Raw genomic sequence first — 18,264 nt, forward strand, 5'->3', positions numbered from 1 at the left:
CGGTCGAGCCGGGAGGGCGTTCGCCCTGGGTCAAGGACCTTTCGACCCGGAAGATCTGAATCGGAATCCGGAACGGCGGGCTGCGTCGCCCCCCGGCCAAATGATCAGATTTCTACGCTTCTGAGTGAGCGTCTACACACTCTCGTAGCAGGTGCTGATCGCCCTGCGCAGCTGGACCGGGCCGGCGAGCAGGGGTTTCACGGCGCAGCCCGTACGGAACGTCACATCGTCGAGAGCCGTGAGGTTCGTGGGGTCTTCCATCGCCACGTAGAGCACGTCGGCGTTGCCCGTTCCCGCCTCTCGTACCACGGGCAGGCAGGCGTACTTGATCGCGACTTCGCTGGGGATCAGCGCGATCACGTCCGGACGGATCTCGCGGCCCGATAGATCGATCCCCTGGCAGCCCAGGCGCTCCGAAAGCACGCGGATCAGTTCGGGCTCTTGCAAGTAGCCGAGCTGAACCAGGGTCTCGCCGATCCGATTCCCCCAACGTGCCTGCTCGCCGAGGGCGGAGCGGAGCTGGGTCTCGCTGATCTGGCCTGCGGCACGCAGGACTTCTCCGATCTTCTTCATGCGCGGCGCACCCCTTGGCGGGTGCATCGGCCCGGCAGGAGGCCGACTGGAGGCTTGGCGAGACTTCTCGGGAAGTGGGGAATCGGAGCCAGGCGGTTCGGCGGGCATCTCAGCAGAATCGTCAAGTTGAGATTGACAATACTTACAGAAATCGTAAATTCAAGATCGTTCTCTGCAGGGCCCCGGCTGGATGCCAGAAGGCCCAGAGAATTCGAACAGTGGCCAACGATCGGCAAGAATCACTGTAACACATTGATATAAAAGACAATAGTTTCCCTCTGCGGTTGATCGAATCCGGAGCGACGATAGAGATGGATTCGTAAAGTGTGGACAAGTGGATGATTGACGATTCAACAACCAGACTCTTGGACCTTCTTCGCGAGGGGCCCTCGAGCAGTACGGAGGTGGCCCGACAACTCGGGATCTCGCGACAGGCCGCCCACGCCCGCTTGAAGGCGCTGTTGGATTCCGGCGGAATCGTCCGAGAGGGTGCAGCCCGTGCGACACGCTATCGCCTGCCCGGAGCCACGAGCTGGGAACAGCACTTTCCGCTCGAAGGGCTCGCCGAGGATCGCGTCTTCCTGTGGATGGCGGCCGAGATCGAGTCGGTCGGGCAACTCACCGGGGAGCCCGCGGGCCTCGTCGCCTATGTCGTCACTGAACTGGTGAACAACGCGATCGACCACTCCTCGGGTCGTCACATGAGAGCCTCAGCCGAGCAAAGGGGAACGCTCCTCGCGATCGACATCGAGGACGATGGGGTCGGGGCCTTCAGCCACGTCCGAGACCACCTGGGTCTCCCCAGCGAGCTGGCTGCGCTCCAGGAAATCTCCAAAGGCAAGACGACGACCGCTCCCGAGAAGCACACCGGCGAGGGGATCTTCTTCTCCTCGAAGGCTGTCGACCTGTTCCGCTTGGAGAGCGGCGGGCTGGCCTGGATCGTCGACAACCGTCGAGGAGACATGGCCATCCTGGAAGTCGACCCACCAAGACACGGAACTCTCGTGTCCGTGGAGCTCGACCTCGCGAAGACCAGGTCCCTTTCGGCGCTCTTCGAGGAATACACGGAGGACTACGAGTTCGCAAAGACGCGCACCGTAGTCCGCCTCTTCGCGATCGGGGTCCGATTCGTTTCCCGCTCCGAGGCCAAACGGCTGCTGCATCGGCTCGAACTCTTTCGGGAAGTCGTGTTGGACTTCCAGGGAGTCGAGGGCATCGGGCAGGGTTTCGCCGACGAGGTGTTCCGGGTCTGGGGGAGAGCACATCCCGAGGTGTCACTCGTTCCGGTGAACATGAACCAGGCAGTGGAGTTCCTGGTGGAGCGGGCGAGGAAGCGGGCGAACTAGCATCCGCGTGAAACGGTGACACTTGGGGTTGGAATCAGGCAATCGAAAGGCGGAACCCGAGAATCCGGTTCGAGAGCCGAATCATCCACGGGTTCAGGGACAGGAAGCGGGCCATTGCGAAACTAAGTAGAAACCGACTTCGGATCAAAGGCATCCCGCAGCCCATCGCCCAGAAAGTTCAGCGCGAGCAGGGTGGCCGCGAGGAAGGCCGACGGCCAGGCCAGCAGCCACCACGGCGATTCGATCGGATTCACGACCGCCACGCCTTCGGCGACCAGTTGGCCCCAGGAGAGTTCCACGCCCAGGCCCAGAAACGAGAGGAAGGATTCGAGCAGGATCACCGCGGGAACGGTGAGCGTTGCGTAGACCACCACCGGGCCCATCACGTTGGGAAGGATGTGGCGCATGAGTATGCGTGCGTCGCCCGCACCAACCACCCGGGCCGCCATCACGAAATCCCGATCCCGCAAGGTCAGCACCTGGCCCCGCACGATGCGCGCCATGGTGAGCCATTGCACCAGCCCGAGCGCCAGGAAGACGGGCAGCGCCTCGCCGCGCGCGGTCTCCGAGAACATCAGCATCACGAGGATGACGAGGAACATGTAGGGGATGCCGTAGAAGAAATCGACGATGCGCATCATCGCCTCGTCCAGCCGGCCGCCGTAGAAACCCGCGACGGCGCCGTAGGCGACACCCAGCGTGACGGATGCGGCCGTCGCCGCGAGGCCGACCAACAAGGACACGCGGCCCCCGATCAACACCCGAGCGAATTGGTCGCGACCCAGCGAATCCGTACCGAACCAATGGCTCCAGGACGGGGGCAGATGGCACAGCTCCGGCGCCGTCGCCTTCGGATCGAGCCCGAGAAGCAACGGCAGCACGAAGCATGCAAAGAAGACCGCCCCGAGAATCCCCGCACCGACCATCGCGGCGCGATGGCGCCGCAGCCGACGGAAGGCGCGAGCCCAGGGCCCGGCGGTCTCGGCCATGGTCGCCCCGCCAGATGCTTGCACGTCGGCGCCCGCGCTCATGATGCCTCTCGCGCTCTCGGGTCGAGCCACGCCAGCGCCAGATCGACTGCCAGGTTGAAAAAGGTGATCAGGCCGCAGTAGAAGAGCGCCGTTCCGAGCACGACGCCGTAATCCCGGTTGATCGCGCCCTTCACGAACCACTGGCCCATGCCCGGAATGCCGAAGAGGGTCTCGACGACGAAAGATCCCGTGAGGATTCCCGCGGCGGCAGGCCCCAGATAGGAAACGACCGGCAGCACCGCCACACGCAACGCATGCCGAGAGACTACGCGCGCCTCGGACAGGCCCTTGGCCCGGGCCGTGCGAATCCAATCCTCTTGCATCACCTCGAGCGTGCCCGTGCGGGCCAGGCGCGCGATCGTGGCGGCATGAGGCAAAGCCAGGGTCAGTGCCGGCATCCACACATGGCGAAAGCCACCCCAGCCGGCGACGGGAAGCCAATCCAACCAGAGGGCCAGCAGGATCATCAGTCCGGCACCGATCACGAAGTTCGGAAGCGAGATGCCGACCAGAGCCAGGCCCATGCTGGCGTGGTCCGCCCAGGAGTTCGGGCGCGTTCCCGCGCTCACCCCGAGCACGACGCCAATCGCGACGGCCAGGAAGAGCGCCAGGCCGCCGAGGCCGAGGCTGACGGGCAGCGCCGGGAGCAGGAGGTCCTGCACGCTTCGCCCCTGCACCTTCAGGGCCGGGCCAAGCGATCCATCGACGAGCAGCCGCTCCATGTAGACCCTGAAGAATGCGAGCGGTGTTTCGGGCACACCGTATTGGGCGCGCAACGCGGCCTCGACCTGGGGAGCGATGGCTTTTTCCTGGGCGAAGGGGTTGCCCGGCGCCATGTACATCAGCCAGGTCGTGACACCGATCAAGAGGAGCAACGACGGGATCATGAACGACACCCGCCGCAACACGCTCGGCGGCAGCGCCCACCAGAGCCCGACAGCGAGGGGCGTACAGACGGCAAGCGCCGACACGTCGCCGATCGGGTGGCGCAGGAAGACGAAGGCCACAGCGGCCAGGAGCACTGCTCCCAGGACGCGGGTCGCATCGTGGGGAAGCAGCGCGATGGATGCGATGGCCAGGAGCATCGCGACCGCCAGGAACGCCTCGGTCATTCGGATGCCGGAAGGTGAATGGAACGCAGCGGGTGGAGGTTCTGCAGGTTCGGCAGACTCCGGCCATCCGGTTGAACGAGTTCCGTGTAGAAGCCCTCCACTTCGGGCCGCACCAATCCGTTCACGACGTAGAAGTAGATCGGCAGGATCGGAAGTTCTTCCTCGACCAGAATGCGCTCGGCTTCGCGCAACAATTGCAGACGCAGCGCGGCCAGGGTCTCGCGCCGGCCGGCCGTGTCGGGCGCTTCGTTCGCCGCCGCGAGCAGCGCCATCGCCTTTCCGGGCTCGGCCAATCCATCCATGAACGGCTCCCGGGCGTAGCCGTCCACATTCCCGGCTGCGGCGATCAACCGGTCGTAGACCGGATGGCTCCAACCGGTCTGGTTGTTGCCACCGTTCGTCACCCACAGATCGAGAAACGTGTTCGGATCGAGGTAGTCACCGATCCAACCAGCGCGGCCCAGGTCGTACTCCCCCGCTCTCATCGTGGCGAGGTAGGACTGCCACTCCTGGTTGTAGGGCTTGATCGTGATGCCCAAATGGCGGGCCAGCTGATCGGCGATCAGCTCGGCGATCTTCTTGTGGCTCTCGAGGGTGTTGTAGAGGATCCCGATTTCGGGGAAGCCTCTTCCGTCGGGAAAGCCTGCCTCGGCCAACAGCGCCCGGGCCCGCTCGGGGTCGAGACCCAAGGCGGTCGGCGGAGGCGCGTAGCCTGGGATTCCCGGTGGCACGAGATGCAGCGCCGGCACTTCTCCGAGGCGTAGGACCTCACGCACGATCGTCTCGCGGTCGATGGCGAGGGCCAGGGCCTTCCGCACCCGTGCGTCGTTCAGCGGCGGGCGGCGGGTGTTGATCCGGTAGTAGTAGGTGATGAAACCAGCATGGGCGTAGTGATCGGAGCGCTCGCTAAGCGCATCGACCAGATCGGTCGGGTAGCGCGGAATCCAATCCACCTCACCGGAGAGGTAGAGGTTCAGCGCGGTCGTCACGTTCTCGAGAGGCAGCGCATCGATCGTGCTCGAGGGAATGCTCTCCCGATTCCAGTAGGTGTCGCTGCGGCGAAGACGGATGCGGTCGCCGATTCGCCAGGCTCCGAGCTCGAAGGGGCCATTCGACACGATCTTCTCGGGCAGGAACCAATCCCGCTCGTTGCCCGGAACTTCCAGGAGCTGCCGCGGCAAGGGATAGGCGGGATAGAAGGCGGTCAGTTCAAGGAAATAGGGAATCGCCGCGACCAATTCGACGACCAACGTGTAGTCGTCGGTGGCAACCACACCGAGGTCGACACCGTAGTGGTCTCTTGCATGCAGGGCTCGGGCGCTGCGACGATCCGCCTCGGCGGAAAGCGCCGCCAGGAAGTTCGCCCGGTCGTCCGGCGGCGAATCGAGCCCGGCCCGAAGAACCGGATCGGGGGTGCCGCGCACCGTCGTTACCAGATCATGTTCGGCGATAAGCTTCTGCCACGTCTTTGGATCGATGGAACCGTTCCCCAGATCCTCTACAGCTCTACGAATCGGGCCCCGAATCGCCTCGGCCCGGGCCTCGTCCCGGTTGAGCGCCTCCGCCCCACGCACGCCGTGCAGGATGTACGCGTACTCCCCACCGTGCTCGGGAAGCTGCAGACGACGCCATGCGTAGGCGAAATCGTGAGCGGTGACCGGCAAACCGTCGGTCCAGCGCGCGTCCCGGCGAAGATGAAACACGTAGCGCGTGCCGTCCGGTGAGATCTCCCAACGCTCGGCCACACCGGGCGCGGGGCGCAGGGTCGCCGGATCGCGAATCGTCAGGCCTTCGAAGAGTGCGCTGGCAATCCGGCCTTCGGGCTCGCCGGTCATCAGACCCGGATCGAGCGTGGTCGGCTCCGTACCGTTCACGAAGGTGAAATCTGCCGGATCCTGGAACGACGCCCGAAAGGTGAGGCCGATGCCGAGCAATGCCAGAAGCGGCAGCGCCAACAGGCCGAGGCCGGGCCTCACCCGCCAGACCCGCGAAGGTCATCGCCGCCACCCGCCGCGCCATCGGGCCCGCGGCTTCGCAGGGAGAAGCCGCCCTCCCCTCGCGTGTACTGCCAGGGCTGGCCCCACGGGTCGAGCGGTTCTCCGTCCTCGAAGACCTGGTACAGCCGCCAGCCAAGTTCGTCCAATCCCCCGGGCAAGGCGCCTGTGGCATCGGCGTAGGCGTGAAGCTCGCGCTCGAGCCCAGCCTGTTGCTGGAGCGCCCGAGCCGATCGGGAGTGCGGCCATCCAATCAGCACGAGCCCCAGAAGCACAGCGAGCAGCGCGACGGGAAACGTCCGAGCGATCCACGCCGGCGTCTCGGGCTCCGCCGCGACTTCCGATGCGAGACCTTCGGACGCGAGTGTATTGGACGAATCGCCGGGGGCCGCGTTGGCTTCTCGCGATTGCGTGAGCGCGGTTTCCGCCGCACGCCTCCGCTCCTCCGTGGCCCGCCGCCAGTCCCCATCCTGGGGCGCGTTGTCGACCAGAAAACAACTCACCACATGGCCGCCAGGCAGTTCGACGGGCGGTGGTACGTCACGTCGGCAGCGATCCATCGCCGCTGGGCAGCGGGTGTGGAATCGGCAGCCCGGAGGGGGATGCATCGGGCTCGGAACGTCCCCTTCGAGAACGATGCGCTGGGCGCGCCGGTCCGGATCCGGAACCGGAATCGCCGACAGCAATGCTCGGGTGTAGGGATGGACCGGGGCCTCGAACAGACGAGCCGCCGGCGCCATCTCCACGATCTGGCCCACGTACATGACGGCGATCCGATCCGAGACATGCCGCACCACCGAGAGATCGTGGGAGATGAAGAGGTAGGAGAGGTTCAGCGCCTCACGCAGATCGATGAGCAGGTTCAACACCTGGGCCTGGACGGAGACATCGAGTGCGCTCACGGCTTCGTCGCAAACGATCAGCTTCGGGCCAAGCGCCAGCGCCCGGGCCACGCCCACGCGCTGTCGTTGCCCGCCGGAGAATTCGTGCGGATACCGATTCCGCCACGCCCCGGGCAATCCGACCTTTTCGAGAAGCTCCACCACCCGCGAATCGAGTTCCGCTCCTCTCGCAACGCGATGCACATGAAGCGGCTCGGCGATGATGTCGCGAATCGTCATGCGGGGATTCAACGAGCTCATCGGATCCTGGAAGATCATCTGCAGGGAGCGCCGGGCGGTCCGCAGCTCCGAGCGAGGGAGCGCTGCCAGATCCTCCCCATCGAAGAGGACCCTTCCCGCCGTGGGCTCCTCCAGGCGCAATAACGTCCGACCCACCGTGGTTTTTCCGCAGCCAGATTCGCCGACCAGGCCGAGCGTTTCGCCGGGTTCGATCTTGAAGGAAACGTCATCGACGGCCCGCACGCGGGCGACCTCCCGAGAGAAGACCCCTGCGGTGACCGGGTAGTGCTTGACCAGGCCTTCCACCTGGAGAAGAGGTGTGCCCACGTCCGATGCCTGGCTACTCATGCCCCGCGCCCATCCCCATTGGCCACCCAACAGGCCACCCGATGCTCCGGCTCGCCCTCGAGCGCCGGCTCGTCCTCGGCGCAGCGCGGAAGAGCAACCGGGCAACGGGGATGGAATCGGCAGCCGCTCGGCATGCTCCGGGCGTCCGGCACATTCCCCTCGATGGGGTGCAGACGATCCCCCGCTCCGTCCAGATGCGGGAGGGCACCTAGCAATCCCACCGTGTAGGGATGTCGCGGCCCTGCAAAGAGCTCTTGCACGCCTGCCTGCTCCACGACCTTGCCTGCATACATCACGACCACCCGCTGTGCGGTCTCGGCGACCACACCCAGATCATGGGTGATCAGCAGGACGGCCATCCCGAACTCTTCCTGGAGCCGACTCAGGAGATCGAGAATCTGCGCCTGGATCGTCACATCGAGGGCCGTCGTCGGCTCGTCCGCGATCAAGAGCTTCGGATTGCAGGCAAGGGACATCGCAATCATGACGCGTTGGCGCATGCCGCCGGACATCTGGTGGGCGTAGTCATCGATGCGCCGCTCGGGGCTGGGAATGCCGACCCTCTGGAGCATCTCGATGGCTCGCGTGCGCGCCGGGCCCGCCGCAAGCTTCTGGTGGAGCTGGATGACCTCGACGATCTGCTCTCCCACCGTAAAGACGGGGTTCAAGCTCGTCATCGGTTCCTGGAAGATCATCGCGATGTCGTTGCCGCGGACCTCTCGCATGCGATCGTCGCCGACCTGGAGGAGATCCTCGCCTTCGAAGCGGATCTCGCCGCCGGCGTAATCACCCGGCGGGACTGCGACGAGGCGCAAGATGGAGAGCGCCGTCACCGATTTCCCGCAGCCGGATTCGCCCACCACGGCCAGGGTTTCGCCACGCTCCACGTCGTAGCTCACACCGTCGACGGCACGCACCAGGCCATCATCCGTGCGGAAGTAGGTCTTCAGATCATCGATTTCGAGGAGCGCCATCGTCAGGTCCGAAGCTTCGGATCGAGGGCGTCGCGCAGCCCCTCTCCGACCAGGTTGAAGACACTCACCACGAAGAAGATCGCGAGCCCGGGCGCGAGGATCAGCCACAGCTTCATTTCGAGTCGCCCGGCGTTCAAGGTCCCCCCCCAGCTCGGCACGGAGAGATCGCCGAGGCCGAGGAACGCCAGACCCGATTCCGTGAGGATCGCCGAAGCGACCCCGAAGGTCGCAGAGACGAGCACCGGCCCCATCGCATTCGGCAGGATGTGGCGGAAGATCACGCGCCAACGCGGAAGCCCGAGGGCCCGGGCCGCCAGGGTGTATTCGAGCTCCCGTTGTTGGAGGAATTCCGCGCGGACGAGACGCGCGACACCCGTCCAACTCGTGATCCCGATGATCACCATCACGTGAAAGATCGAGCGATCCTGCACCAGCGCGACCAGGGTGAGGATCAGGAAGAAGCTCGGGATACAGATCATCACCTCGACCAGGCGGGAGACCACCACGTCCACCCAACCCCCGAAGTAACCCGCCAACGCGCCCAACACGACTCCGATCAGGACGTAGATGGCGACCGCCACGACACCGATCGTCAGCGAGATGCGCGTTCCGTAGAGCATCCGCACGAGAACGTCCCGGCCCTCCAGATCCGTGCCGAGCCAGAAGGTACGCCCAGGTGCTTGAACGCTGCGCTCCGGGTTCGTCTCCCGGTAGTGGATGCGGCGCGGCGGGAAGACCGCTGTCACGGATTGGCCCGCAGCCAGCAACTCGGATTCCTGGCCGCGATAGTCGACGATCGGTGCTTCCCGGTGGAACGGGTTCGAAACGCCGAGCCAACTCACGGGTACGACGACGAGGGTCGCGAGCATGTGGAAGGCCACCAGAGCGCTCGCCGCGCGCAGGCCCAGCCCGCCCTTCCGCCGCTTCCAGAGGACGTAGCCCACATACAGCGGGGAGAGCACCAGCAAGAGATTGAAGAAGATATCGACGCCGTTCTCGAATTGGAGCCGATTGAAGAGCGCAGCGAAGAAGGGGAAGCCTGTCTCGTCCGCCGTATGCCAGAACAAAGGCTGGTCCAGGGCGAGAAGCGGGGCGCCGGTCGCGAAGACGAAGAGCCCCACCGCACACCAGAGCCCCCAAACCGCAGGCCGGTTCTTCTTGAACTGGCCACGAACGACACCCCAGTAGCTGAGGCGATCGGCGTCCGACTCTCGCGTTGCGCTCATTGGTAACGAATCCGCGGATCCACCAACGCGTAGCCGAGATCCGAGAGCAGGATGCCGAACAACACCAACAGCGTGGAGATCAGCTGCACGGACATGATCACGTTGTAGTCACGCTGATAAATCGATTCGATCAGCCAGCGCCCCATGCCCGGAATGTCGAAGATGACCTCGACGATCACGGAGCCCCCGAGAATGGCGGGCAGGAGCCCAGCGAGGAGCGTGATCACCGGCAGGAGACCATTCCTCACGGCGTGGGTGAAGATCACCTGACGCTCGGGCAAACCCTTTGCGCGTGCGGTCCGCACGTAATCCGAATGGATCACCCCGAGAAGCCCGGTTCGCATGTAGCGCGAAAGCGCCGCGAAGCTGCCGTAGGTCATGCACACGACCGGCAACACCAGGTGCCAGGCGATATCGCCGATCTGCGCCAGGCTCGTCATGTCCTCGGCCCCCGGCGAGCGCCAACCCCCGATCGGAAACCAACGCATCCATGGAATGGTCGAACCTTCCGAGAACCAGAAGAGCAGCAGCGTGCCGACGAAGAAACTCGGCAAGGAGTAGAGCATGAACAAGGTGACCGTGGTCGAACGATCGCCGAACGAATCCTTGTGGACCGCGGAGTGGATCCCGATCGGAATCGAAACGAGGTAGCCGAGCAGGAGCGAGGTGAGAGAGAGGGAGAGGGAGTAGCGGAGCTTCTCCAGCAGGGTCGCGAGCACGGGTTCTCGCGTGACCAGGGAGACACCGAAATCGAGACGCAACAGGTTCCCCCAGTAGCGGGCGAATCGGGTCTCGAGGAAGAAGATCTGCGCACGCTCACCCGCATCGTGCTGGTAGCGCCCGGCAACCTCCTCGAACCATGCGGACCAGGCGACGACCACCTCGCGCTTTTCTTCTTCGGGAGCGTCGAGCGGGTAGCGCAAGCTCCGAAGGCGGTCGTTCTCCGCCTTGCGTCGCTGGTTCTCCGCCCGCAGCTCGGCTGTGGGGTTCCTCGCGAACGGATCCACGAGGGGCTGGCGAGCAGCGAGCCGCAAGCCGTAGACCGCGAGATCGCGAATCAGCAGGTCCGGCGGCGCCTGCATGATCGCCACCAGATGCGGAACCGCCCAGCGGCCCCAGTCCTCGATCTGTTCCTGCGCCCTCAGGCGATCGGCCGATGTCGCAGCGTCGCGCCCAGCCATGGCGAGAAGCACGCTTTCGACCTCGGCCTGCTCCAGCCAGATGTAGGTGTTGAAGAGCACCGGCCGATCGAGGCCGAACTGCTCCCGAAAGATCCGATGGGACTCCTGGGTATCGGCGCCGCGCACGCTTGCGGCCAGGTCGGAGGCCAACTGCGTCCCACCGGGATGCCCGGGGGCCAGGTTCATGACGACGAAGACCACCAGGGAGATTCCGAAGAAGGTCGGGATCATCAGCAACAGCCGCTTCGCGATGTAGCTGCGCAAAGGGGCTCAGCCTCCGGGCGCGACCCACCAGGCGCCCGGGCGCACCAGCGGTCGGACCTTGGGGAAGACCACACGCCTCACTTCATCCCACCAGGTGTAGTAGCGCTCTCGTACATAGAAGAAGCTGTAGGGTTGCTCTTCGTGAACGATGCGATGGAAGCGCCGCGCCAGAGCCACACGCTCCTCGGTGTCGAAACTCTCGCGCAATGCCTCGATGATCTCATCGGCCTCCGGATTGCGGAAGCCGATCATGTTCGAAGCCTTGGGAAGATCCGCCTGACTCGAATGCCAGATCTGGTAGAGATCCACGTCCCAGCCCATGGCCCAGCCACCGGTGAAGGCGTCGAAGTCCCGATCCTCCATGCGCTTCTGCATCAGGCTCCACTCGGCCTTGTCGATCTTCATGCGCACGCCGACCTTCAGGAGATCTTCCTTGAGGACGTTGGCCACCGAGTCCATCTCCTGGGAGGAAGCGTAGATCAGGAGCGTGAACTCGAAGGGCTTGCGCACGCCATCCCCCTCGAGATCCCGATCGACCAGCCCGTCCCCATCGGTATCCGTCCAGTCCGCCTCCGCGAGGAGCTCGCGCGCACGCTCAAGATCGAAGGGCCAGGGCCGAATCGACGGATCCGCATAGGGTGAGCCCGTCAGGTACGGCCCGGCCGCCACTTCCCCGAGACCGACGAAGACGTTCTCGACCAGCCGTTGACGATCGAACGCATGGGTCATCGCCTTGCGCACCTTGGCGTCCGCGAAGAGCGGCTTGTCGGCATTCCAGCCGATGTAGAAATAGCTTGGCGTCGAACGGCGGTCGTTTGCCATGTCGGGGCCGACGAAGGGATTGTCTTTCGGACGCGGAAGGCTCGGATCGTCCATCCAGGGTTTGATGTTGTCCCGATACTCGGAAGGACGAAGCGAACCGAAATCGTGTTGATGCGAGCGGAGTTTCAGGAACTTCACGTTCTGATCCGCAACGATCTCCATGACGATCCGCCGGATGGCCGGCAACTCCCCGTGGTAGTCCTCGTTGCGTTCCAGCACGATCCGCTCACCGGGCTCATAGGAGGCGAAACGATACGGGCCCGACCCGACGATGCCCTTGTGGTTGTACCAATGCTGATTCAAGTTCAGCCCGAGGGTTTCATCGGCAAAGCGGTTGCCGTCCTCGTCGTAGGCGTAGAGGAATTCGGGGACCGGCCCGAGCCCGAGGGTCGACGCCAACGCCGTGTAGATCTTCTTCGACCAGCGGATCTCGAGGGTGTAGTCGTCGATGACTTCCCAACTCTCGAGATCCGCGTAGTAGCTCTTGACGAAGCCGTTCTGGACCTGGGGGTCCTTGATCATGCGCAGTTGGAAGGCGATATCGTGCGCCGTCACCTCGTGGGGAACGTCGAGCCAGGCGTAGCGGGGATCGGTCAGATCGATGCCGCCCGGGCGATGCCATTGAATGTCCTTCTTGAGGTAGAAGGTGAACGTCCGCCCGTCGTCGGTGACCTCGACACGCTCGGCGAGTTCGCCGTGCCAATGGTCCGGGTTCGTGAAGGACGATCGGCTTGCAAGCCCTTCGGATACGAGCGACTCGATGAACGAGAGATCCGCTGCGTTCTCGACCAGGCTGTTGAAGCCCTTCGGATCGCTTGGCGAGAAATAGAGCGTGATCTCGCCATCGGTGTTCTCGGCGTTCGTCGGGACGACGTCGAAATCCTGGGGCTGGAGGAAATTCGGCAGCTCTGGATGCCGAAAGACGCGGGCTGATCCCGGTCCATCGCCGCGGCCGGCGCCGAGGCCCGAGAGATCGCCTGCCCCGATTGCACGCGTGAGCTTGCGCAGCTCGCCGCGCAGGCGGTCGGTGCTCTCCGCCACCTCCCTGAACTGGGCCGATTGTCGAATCGCCCGCTCTTCCTGGTTGTTCTGCTGGAGCACGAGCACGAGCAGCAAGCCGGTGTTCACGACCAGCACAGCGGCCAGCAGCGCCTGGAACCATCCCCCCTGTTTCATCTCACCCCCCCGGCGAGGATACAAGCTGGAGACGGAAGAGCCCCTCGGGCAGCTCCGGATCGAGCTCGACCTGTCGGAAATTCACCTCGGCCCGGAGACCCCGGTTTCCGAAATCCAACGTCACCTGATGGGCGAAGAATCCTCCGCCCGCCGGGCGATGATCCGCGTAGGATGCCAAGACCCGTTCCATGCCCGAAGCATCCTCCAGACGCAGCGCCTGTAGCTGGCCTTCGGCATTGAGAATCGCGCTCAGGTGTTCCCCTTCCGGCCCCGGCCACGTGAGCGCGAGCCGGCCATCGCCGCCGCGCACCGCCGATTGCAGCTCATCCACCGGAGCTGGAAGAGCTCCGAGCAACAGGGCTACGAGTTCCGCAGGCGTGAGCGGCACGCCCCCCACCTCGGCAAGGAGCCCCGGGTGAACGAGGCCGCTTTCCACCCTTGCCGTCTCGGCTCGGTAGAGGTCGAAGCGCTCCCCGTCCGTCGCGAGAACGGCGATCCGTTGCCCGGCCAGACCCATGACTTCCATTCGAACGTGGGCGGGGCGCTCGAGCACGACCAGATGGCGGGCAAAGCTCGCGCCGCGAACTCCCTCCAATGTGATTCTCGCGCTTCCACGCAAACTCTGATGCGTTCTGGCTTGCACGAGAAAATCCGCGAGCGCCGCTTGAACGTCGGGCGACGCGGGATCGAGCGTCTCGCCCACCGAAACAGGCGCCGTGCGACAGCCCACGATCAACACGAGAGCGACGGCCAGGGCCCGAACGAGGCTCAATGCCGTTCGAGCTCCTCACGCAGACGTTCGAGCTTCTCGGAGAGGTTCGGCTGTTCGTTGTGCCGGGGCCCCAGGCGCACGGCCTCCTCGTAGCGTAGGAGTGCCTCGCCCCGGTCTCCCTCCAGCAGGAACACATCGCCCAGGTGTTCGGAAATCACGGGATCGCCGCCTGTCAGACGCACGGCCTTTTCCAGCGCTGACCGCGCCTGTTCGATCAGGGGTTGCGCCTCATCGGTCTTGCCGGCCTCGACGAGGGGACGCGCACGCATGTAGTAAATCCAGCCAAGGCTATCCGTGATGAAGCCATCATCCGGCCGCTGCTCCAGGGCGCGGGCGATCAGCGCTTCGGCCTCTTCCAGGTTCTCGCCGCGCTCGGCCCAGGTGTAGCCGACGTAGTTCAATGCGCCGGCATGGGTCGGGTCCATCCCCAGCACCGTTTCCATGGTGCGAAGAGCTTCTTCGGTATTGCTGGCCTCGCCCTGGATGATGCCGATGTTGTAGAACACGTCTGCGTCGGCATCGCTCTCGTCGAGCATCGATTCGAGCAGGACCAGGGCTCCCGTCACATCCCCGCCCTTGGCCTGCAAGCTGGCCAGGTAGAGATCGAGGGCGCGGCTCTTGGCGGCGCTCCGGGCTTCCTCGACGTAGGCAATCGCCTCAGCGAACTCGCCCTGGGCCTCGGCCATGCCTGCCATCTGCGTCCGCGCGTCAGCAAACCGCGGGTGATCCCGGCCAATCCTGGCCAACGCTTCTCGCGCGCCCACGTCGTCCTTCTGGCGGCGAAGTGCAATCCCCAGGAAATAGATCACTTCCTGCTGGCGAGGTTGCAACGCCAACGCGCGGCGAAACCGCTCGGCGGCGGAGGCGAAGTCCTCTTCTTCGAAATCGAGAAAACCAAGTCTCAGTAGGGTGCGCAGATCCCGCGGCTGTTCAGCCAGAGCGATTTCGAGCGTGGCGCGCGCCGCATCATTCTTCCGGAGCGAGAGTTCCGCATCTGCCTTGGCCAGAAGCGTCGCCAGGTGGCCGGGATGCGCGCCTAACATCTCCCGGTAGATGGCGATCTCGCCCTCCCGGTCGTCACGTTCATGTCGCTGCCGGGCGATCGTGCCGAACAGCTTGAGCTCGCCCGGGTGCTGAATCAAACCACGACGCAGCACCGCCTCGGATTCCGCAGCGTGGCCGAGCTTCTCCTCGGCGTCCGCCAGGGCCAGGAAGGAGCGCGTCGATTCCGGGACGTTGTCGACCAGCCATATGGCAACCTCCCGGGCATCGTCCAGGCGCCCGGCCTCTCCGAGCACGGCATACAGAAGCGCCGCCGCCTCGTTCGTGGTCGGCTCGCCGGACTCGCCCCGCAGCACCCGCTCCGCGCTCGCCGTATCCCGCCGAAAGCGATAGAGGGTGCCGAGGAAGAGGCGAATCCCCTCGTCGTCCGGCGCCAGGACGAGCGCTGCCTCGGCATGCTCGACCGCCAGATCCAGCTGGTTCGTGCGGGCAGCCAACTCGGCCGCTCGGCGGTGCAGGAAGCCGGAATCCGGATCTCCAGCCAGGGCGCGCTGGTACGCCGCCAGAGCCTCTTCGTTCCGACCCTCCGCGGTCAGTTCCTGGGCCACAAGGACATGGAATTCCGGCGGGCCCTCGGTCGGCACGGCCAGCGCCCTCGCAGGACCGTCAGATCCACCGGAGAGATTGGCGCAACCGGTCTCCCCACCCGCGAAAGCGAACAGGACGGCCGCCAGTGCGACCTTCTTCCACCACCTCAGCTCGCTCATCCAAGCCCCATCGGCTAGCCCTCCGACCGGACTGAGCAGCACGGCTCGCTCAGCCCTGGGGAGCCGCGAGAAATCTCTTCTCTTCGAGGTAGCCCACCAGCAGGGCCACACTCTCCTCGACACTCTGACCCTTCGTCGGCACCACGAGTTCCGGCTTCTCCGGCTCCTCGTAGGGAGCGGAGATCCCGGTGAACTCGGGGATCTCGCCAGCTCGGGCCTTCTTGTAGAGGCCCTTCGGATCCCGCTCTTCGCAGGTGGCCACATCCGCATCGACGAAGACCTCGACGAAGTCGCCGGCCTCGAAGAGCTCACGGACCTGGTCCCGATCCGCCCGGTAGGGCGAGATGAAGGAGGTGAACACGATCACACCGGAATCGGTGAAGAGTTTCGCCACTTCACCGATCCGCCGGATGTTCTCGGTGCGGTCTTCAGGCGAGAAGCCCAGGTTCGAGTTCAGGCCGTGGCGAACATTGTCGCCATCGAGCACGTAGGCCAGCCGGCCACGCTTGAGCAGTTCCGCCTCGGCCGCGACGGCAACCGTCGATTTGCCCGAGGCCGAGAGACCGGTGAGCCAGATCGTCGCGCCGCGCTGCCCGAGCACCTTCTCCCGATCGGCCCGCGTCACGGAGCCTCCGTGCCACGTGATATTCGTTGCCTTCGCCTCTGCCATCTTCCGGTGCTCCTCAGCGTGCTCGTTGACGCCAGCCCCATCGGATCGCGTCCGATTGGCAGCCTGGCGAGCGACGGATCCTAGCGGACGCCGCCGGGCGGGTCTGCCTGCCGGAATGCGCCTTCTCGCAGCTTTCGGGCCTCCTCGGTGATCCGGCCGGCCGCCTGGCCGATCTCCTCCTCGGTGGTGAAACGCCCGAGACCGATGCGCACCGAACAGGCAATTCGCTCCTCGGAATGGCCCAGGGCCTGCAATACATGGCTGGGTTCGGGCCGCGCGGAACTGCAAGCCGAGCCGCTCGATATCGCCACATCGTGGAGGGCCGAGAGCAGCGCGTCAGCACGCGCGCCGGGCAGCGTCACGTTCAGATTCCCCGACAGGCGCTTCGTCGGGTGTCCGTTCACCAGGAGGTCCGGGATCTCCGCGCGCAATCCGGCGAGCAAGAGATCGCGCAGCTTCGCGAGACGAGCGCCCTCTTCTTCCCGCTCGCTCGCGGCAAGTTCCATGGCGCGGGCCAGTCCTCCGATCAGCGGCATGGGAAGCGTGCCCGAGCGCAGCCCCCACTCATGGCCGCCACCGTATTGGAGCGGCACCAATCGGACCCGCTTGCCCGCCTTGCGACGGCGCACATACAGCACACCGATTCCCTGCGGCCCGTAGAGCTTGTGCCCGGTGACCGAAAGCAGGTCGATGCCGGCCTCCTCCACGTCGAGAGGAATCTTGCCCACGGCCTGGGCGGCATCGCTATGCAGCAGGACACCGCGCTCGGCGCAGACCTCGCCGATCTCCTTCAGAGGCTGCAGCACCCCGATCTCGTTGTTCGCAGCCATCACGGAGACGACGACCGTGTCGTCCTGGATGGCCTCCGCCACGGCGGCCGGATCGATCAGCCCACCACCATCGACGGGAAATACCGTCAGCCGAGCACCGTCCGCCTCGAGCGCACGGCAGGGATCGAGCACCGCAGGATGTTCGGTCGCAACCGTCACGACATGGGGCCGCTCTCGCCGCGACGCACGCACGGCACCGAGCAACGCCAGATTGTTGCTCTCGGTCGCTCCACTCGTGAAGACGATCGTGCGCGGATCCCCGGCGCCAAGCACGTCTGCAATCTGCTCCCGGGCCACCTCGACCACCGCTTCGGCACGCCAGCCGATCGCGTGGGTGTGGCTCGCCGCGTTCCCGAAACGCTCGGTGAAGAGCGGCGTCATCACATCCATGACCCTGGGATCGACCGGGGTCGTGGCGTGATGGTCGAGATACACCACGCGCGGGGAGGCCCCGCTCATCTCACGCCCCGAACGACTGGCCGCAGCCGCAGGTCGTCTTGGCGTTCGGGTTCTCGATCTTGAAGCCCGATTCCATCAGCGAATCCACGTAGTCGAGCGTCGTCCCCATCAGGTAGAGCGCGCTCTTCTCGTCGACCACGACCCGCACGCCCCCGGATTCGACCTGCGTGTCGCCGTCTTTTTCCTGGTCATCGAAGGCGAGCTGATACTGGAGCCCGGAGCAGCCTCCCCCGATCACCTTCATGCGAAGGGCGTGGCTCTCGGTCTTGCTCTCGGCATCGAGCAGGCGCTTGATCTGCTCGGAGGCGGCTTCAGTAACGCTGACCAGGGCCATGGCGGACTCCTCGAAAGGGGCGAAGACGGTTGAATAGACTAGCGAATCATAGATATCGGACCAGTTTGGTCCGAAAATGAGCAGCGAGCCTCTCGTGCGGTGGAACCTCCATGTGCGGAGCCTCTAGTCCCTTGTATCGACCAAAGGCGGAAGTGTTGTCATGCTAAGCACTGCGTCCCCCGCAGCCAATCGGTTCTCGCCGTGTCGCGGGCCGATTCATGGGGCCCGTATGTCGAAGAAGCGGTATCGGATTGACTTGACG

At 65.0% G+C, this 18,264-nt stretch carries 15 protein-coding genes; 1 reads left to right on the forward strand and 14 read right to left on the reverse strand.

From position 1 onward, the window contains the following. Window positions 1-132 precede the first annotated feature (132 nt). Window positions 133-573: a general secretion pathway protein GspE gene (locus GY937_26430; GenBank protein MCP5060252.1), complete on the reverse strand. Its 441-nt coding sequence runs from the start codon at window positions 571-573 to the stop codon at window positions 133-135. Between the two features lie 365 nt (window positions 574-938). Between GY937_26430 and GY937_26435 the strand changes: the two genes are divergently transcribed. Next, a complete protein-coding gene (locus GY937_26435) occupies window positions 939-1,919 on the forward strand; it encodes a DUF4325 domain-containing protein (GenBank protein ID MCP5060253.1) in 981 nt (326 codons plus the stop codon). A gap of 122 nt (window positions 1,920-2,041) precedes the next feature. On the opposite strand, the gene GY937_26440 is transcribed toward GY937_26435, so the two are convergent. The 13 genes from GY937_26440 to erpA form a co-directional block, all read right to left on the reverse strand. Beyond that, a complete protein-coding gene (locus tag GY937_26440) occupies window positions 2,042-2,908 on the reverse strand; it encodes an ABC transporter permease (GenBank protein ID MCP5060254.1) in 867 nt (288 codons plus the stop codon). A gap of 38 nt (window positions 2,909-2,946) precedes the next feature. After that, complete coding sequence (locus GY937_26445) at window positions 2,947-3,837, reverse strand: ABC transporter permease (protein ID MCP5060255.1); 891 nt, start codon at window positions 3,835-3,837, stop codon at window positions 2,947-2,949. A 221-nt stretch (window positions 3,838-4,058) separates the two neighbouring features. Beyond that, complete coding sequence (locus GY937_26450) at window positions 4,059-6,038, reverse strand: peptide ABC transporter substrate-binding protein (protein MCP5060256.1); 1,980 nt, start codon at window positions 6,036-6,038, stop codon at window positions 4,059-4,061. Next, window positions 6,035-7,525, reverse strand: coding sequence for an ABC transporter ATP-binding protein (locus GY937_26455; GenBank protein ID MCP5060257.1), 1,491 nt, complete (start codon window positions 7,523-7,525; stop codon window positions 6,035-6,037). The genes GY937_26450 and GY937_26455 overlap by 4 nt, the downstream gene beginning before the upstream one ends. Then, window positions 7,522-8,499: an ABC transporter ATP-binding protein gene (locus tag GY937_26460; protein MCP5060258.1), complete on the reverse strand. Its 978-nt coding sequence runs from the start codon at window positions 8,497-8,499 to the stop codon at window positions 7,522-7,524. The genes GY937_26455 and GY937_26460 overlap by 4 nt, the downstream gene beginning before the upstream one ends. Before the next feature lie 2 nt (window positions 8,500-8,501). Continuing rightward, on the reverse strand, window positions 8,502-9,725 hold the full coding sequence (locus GY937_26465) for an ABC transporter permease (GenBank protein MCP5060259.1): 1,224 nt from the start codon (window positions 9,723-9,725) through the stop codon (window positions 8,502-8,504). Beyond that, entirely contained in the window at window positions 9,722-11,170 is a 1,449-nt protein-coding gene (locus GY937_26470) for an ABC transporter permease (protein MCP5060260.1), read from the reverse strand. The genes GY937_26465 and GY937_26470 overlap by 4 nt, the downstream gene beginning before the upstream one ends. Before the next feature lie 6 nt (window positions 11,171-11,176). Further along, window positions 11,177-13,168 (reverse strand): hypothetical protein, encoded by a 1,992-nt coding sequence (locus GY937_26475; GenBank protein ID MCP5060261.1) that lies wholly within the window; start codon window positions 13,166-13,168, stop codon window positions 11,177-11,179. 1 nt (window position 13,169) lies between these two features. Further along, the gene (locus GY937_26480) at window positions 13,170-13,940 is read right to left on the reverse strand and encodes a DUF4292 domain-containing protein (protein ID MCP5060262.1); all 771 of its coding nucleotides are present in this window, start codon (window positions 13,938-13,940) and stop codon (window positions 13,170-13,172) included. Next, window positions 13,937-15,709, reverse strand: coding sequence for a tetratricopeptide repeat protein (locus tag GY937_26485; GenBank protein MCP5060263.1), 1,773 nt, complete (start codon window positions 15,707-15,709; stop codon window positions 13,937-13,939). Before GY937_26485 ends, GY937_26480 begins: the two co-directional genes overlap by 4 nt. A gap of 49 nt (window positions 15,710-15,758) precedes the next feature. Then, window positions 15,759-16,379 (reverse strand): adenylyl-sulfate kinase, encoded by a 621-nt coding sequence (gene cysC / locus GY937_26490; GenBank protein MCP5060264.1) that lies wholly within the window; start codon window positions 16,377-16,379, stop codon window positions 15,759-15,761. A gap of 80 nt (window positions 16,380-16,459) precedes the next feature. Next, window positions 16,460-17,668, reverse strand: coding sequence for a cysteine desulfurase (locus GY937_26495; protein ID MCP5060265.1), 1,209 nt, complete (start codon window positions 17,666-17,668; stop codon window positions 16,460-16,462). A 1-nt stretch (window position 17,669) separates the two neighbouring features. After that, window positions 17,670-17,996 carry an iron-sulfur cluster insertion protein ErpA gene (gene erpA, locus GY937_26500; protein ID MCP5060266.1) on the reverse strand — a complete coding sequence of 109 codons (327 nt, stop codon included), beginning with the start codon at window positions 17,994-17,996 and terminating at the stop codon, window positions 17,670-17,672. Window positions 17,997-18,264: the final 268 nt, after the last annotated feature.

The organism is bacterium (assembly GCA_024228115.1).
GTDB lineage: Bacteria > Myxococcota_A > UBA9160 > UBA9160 > UBA6930.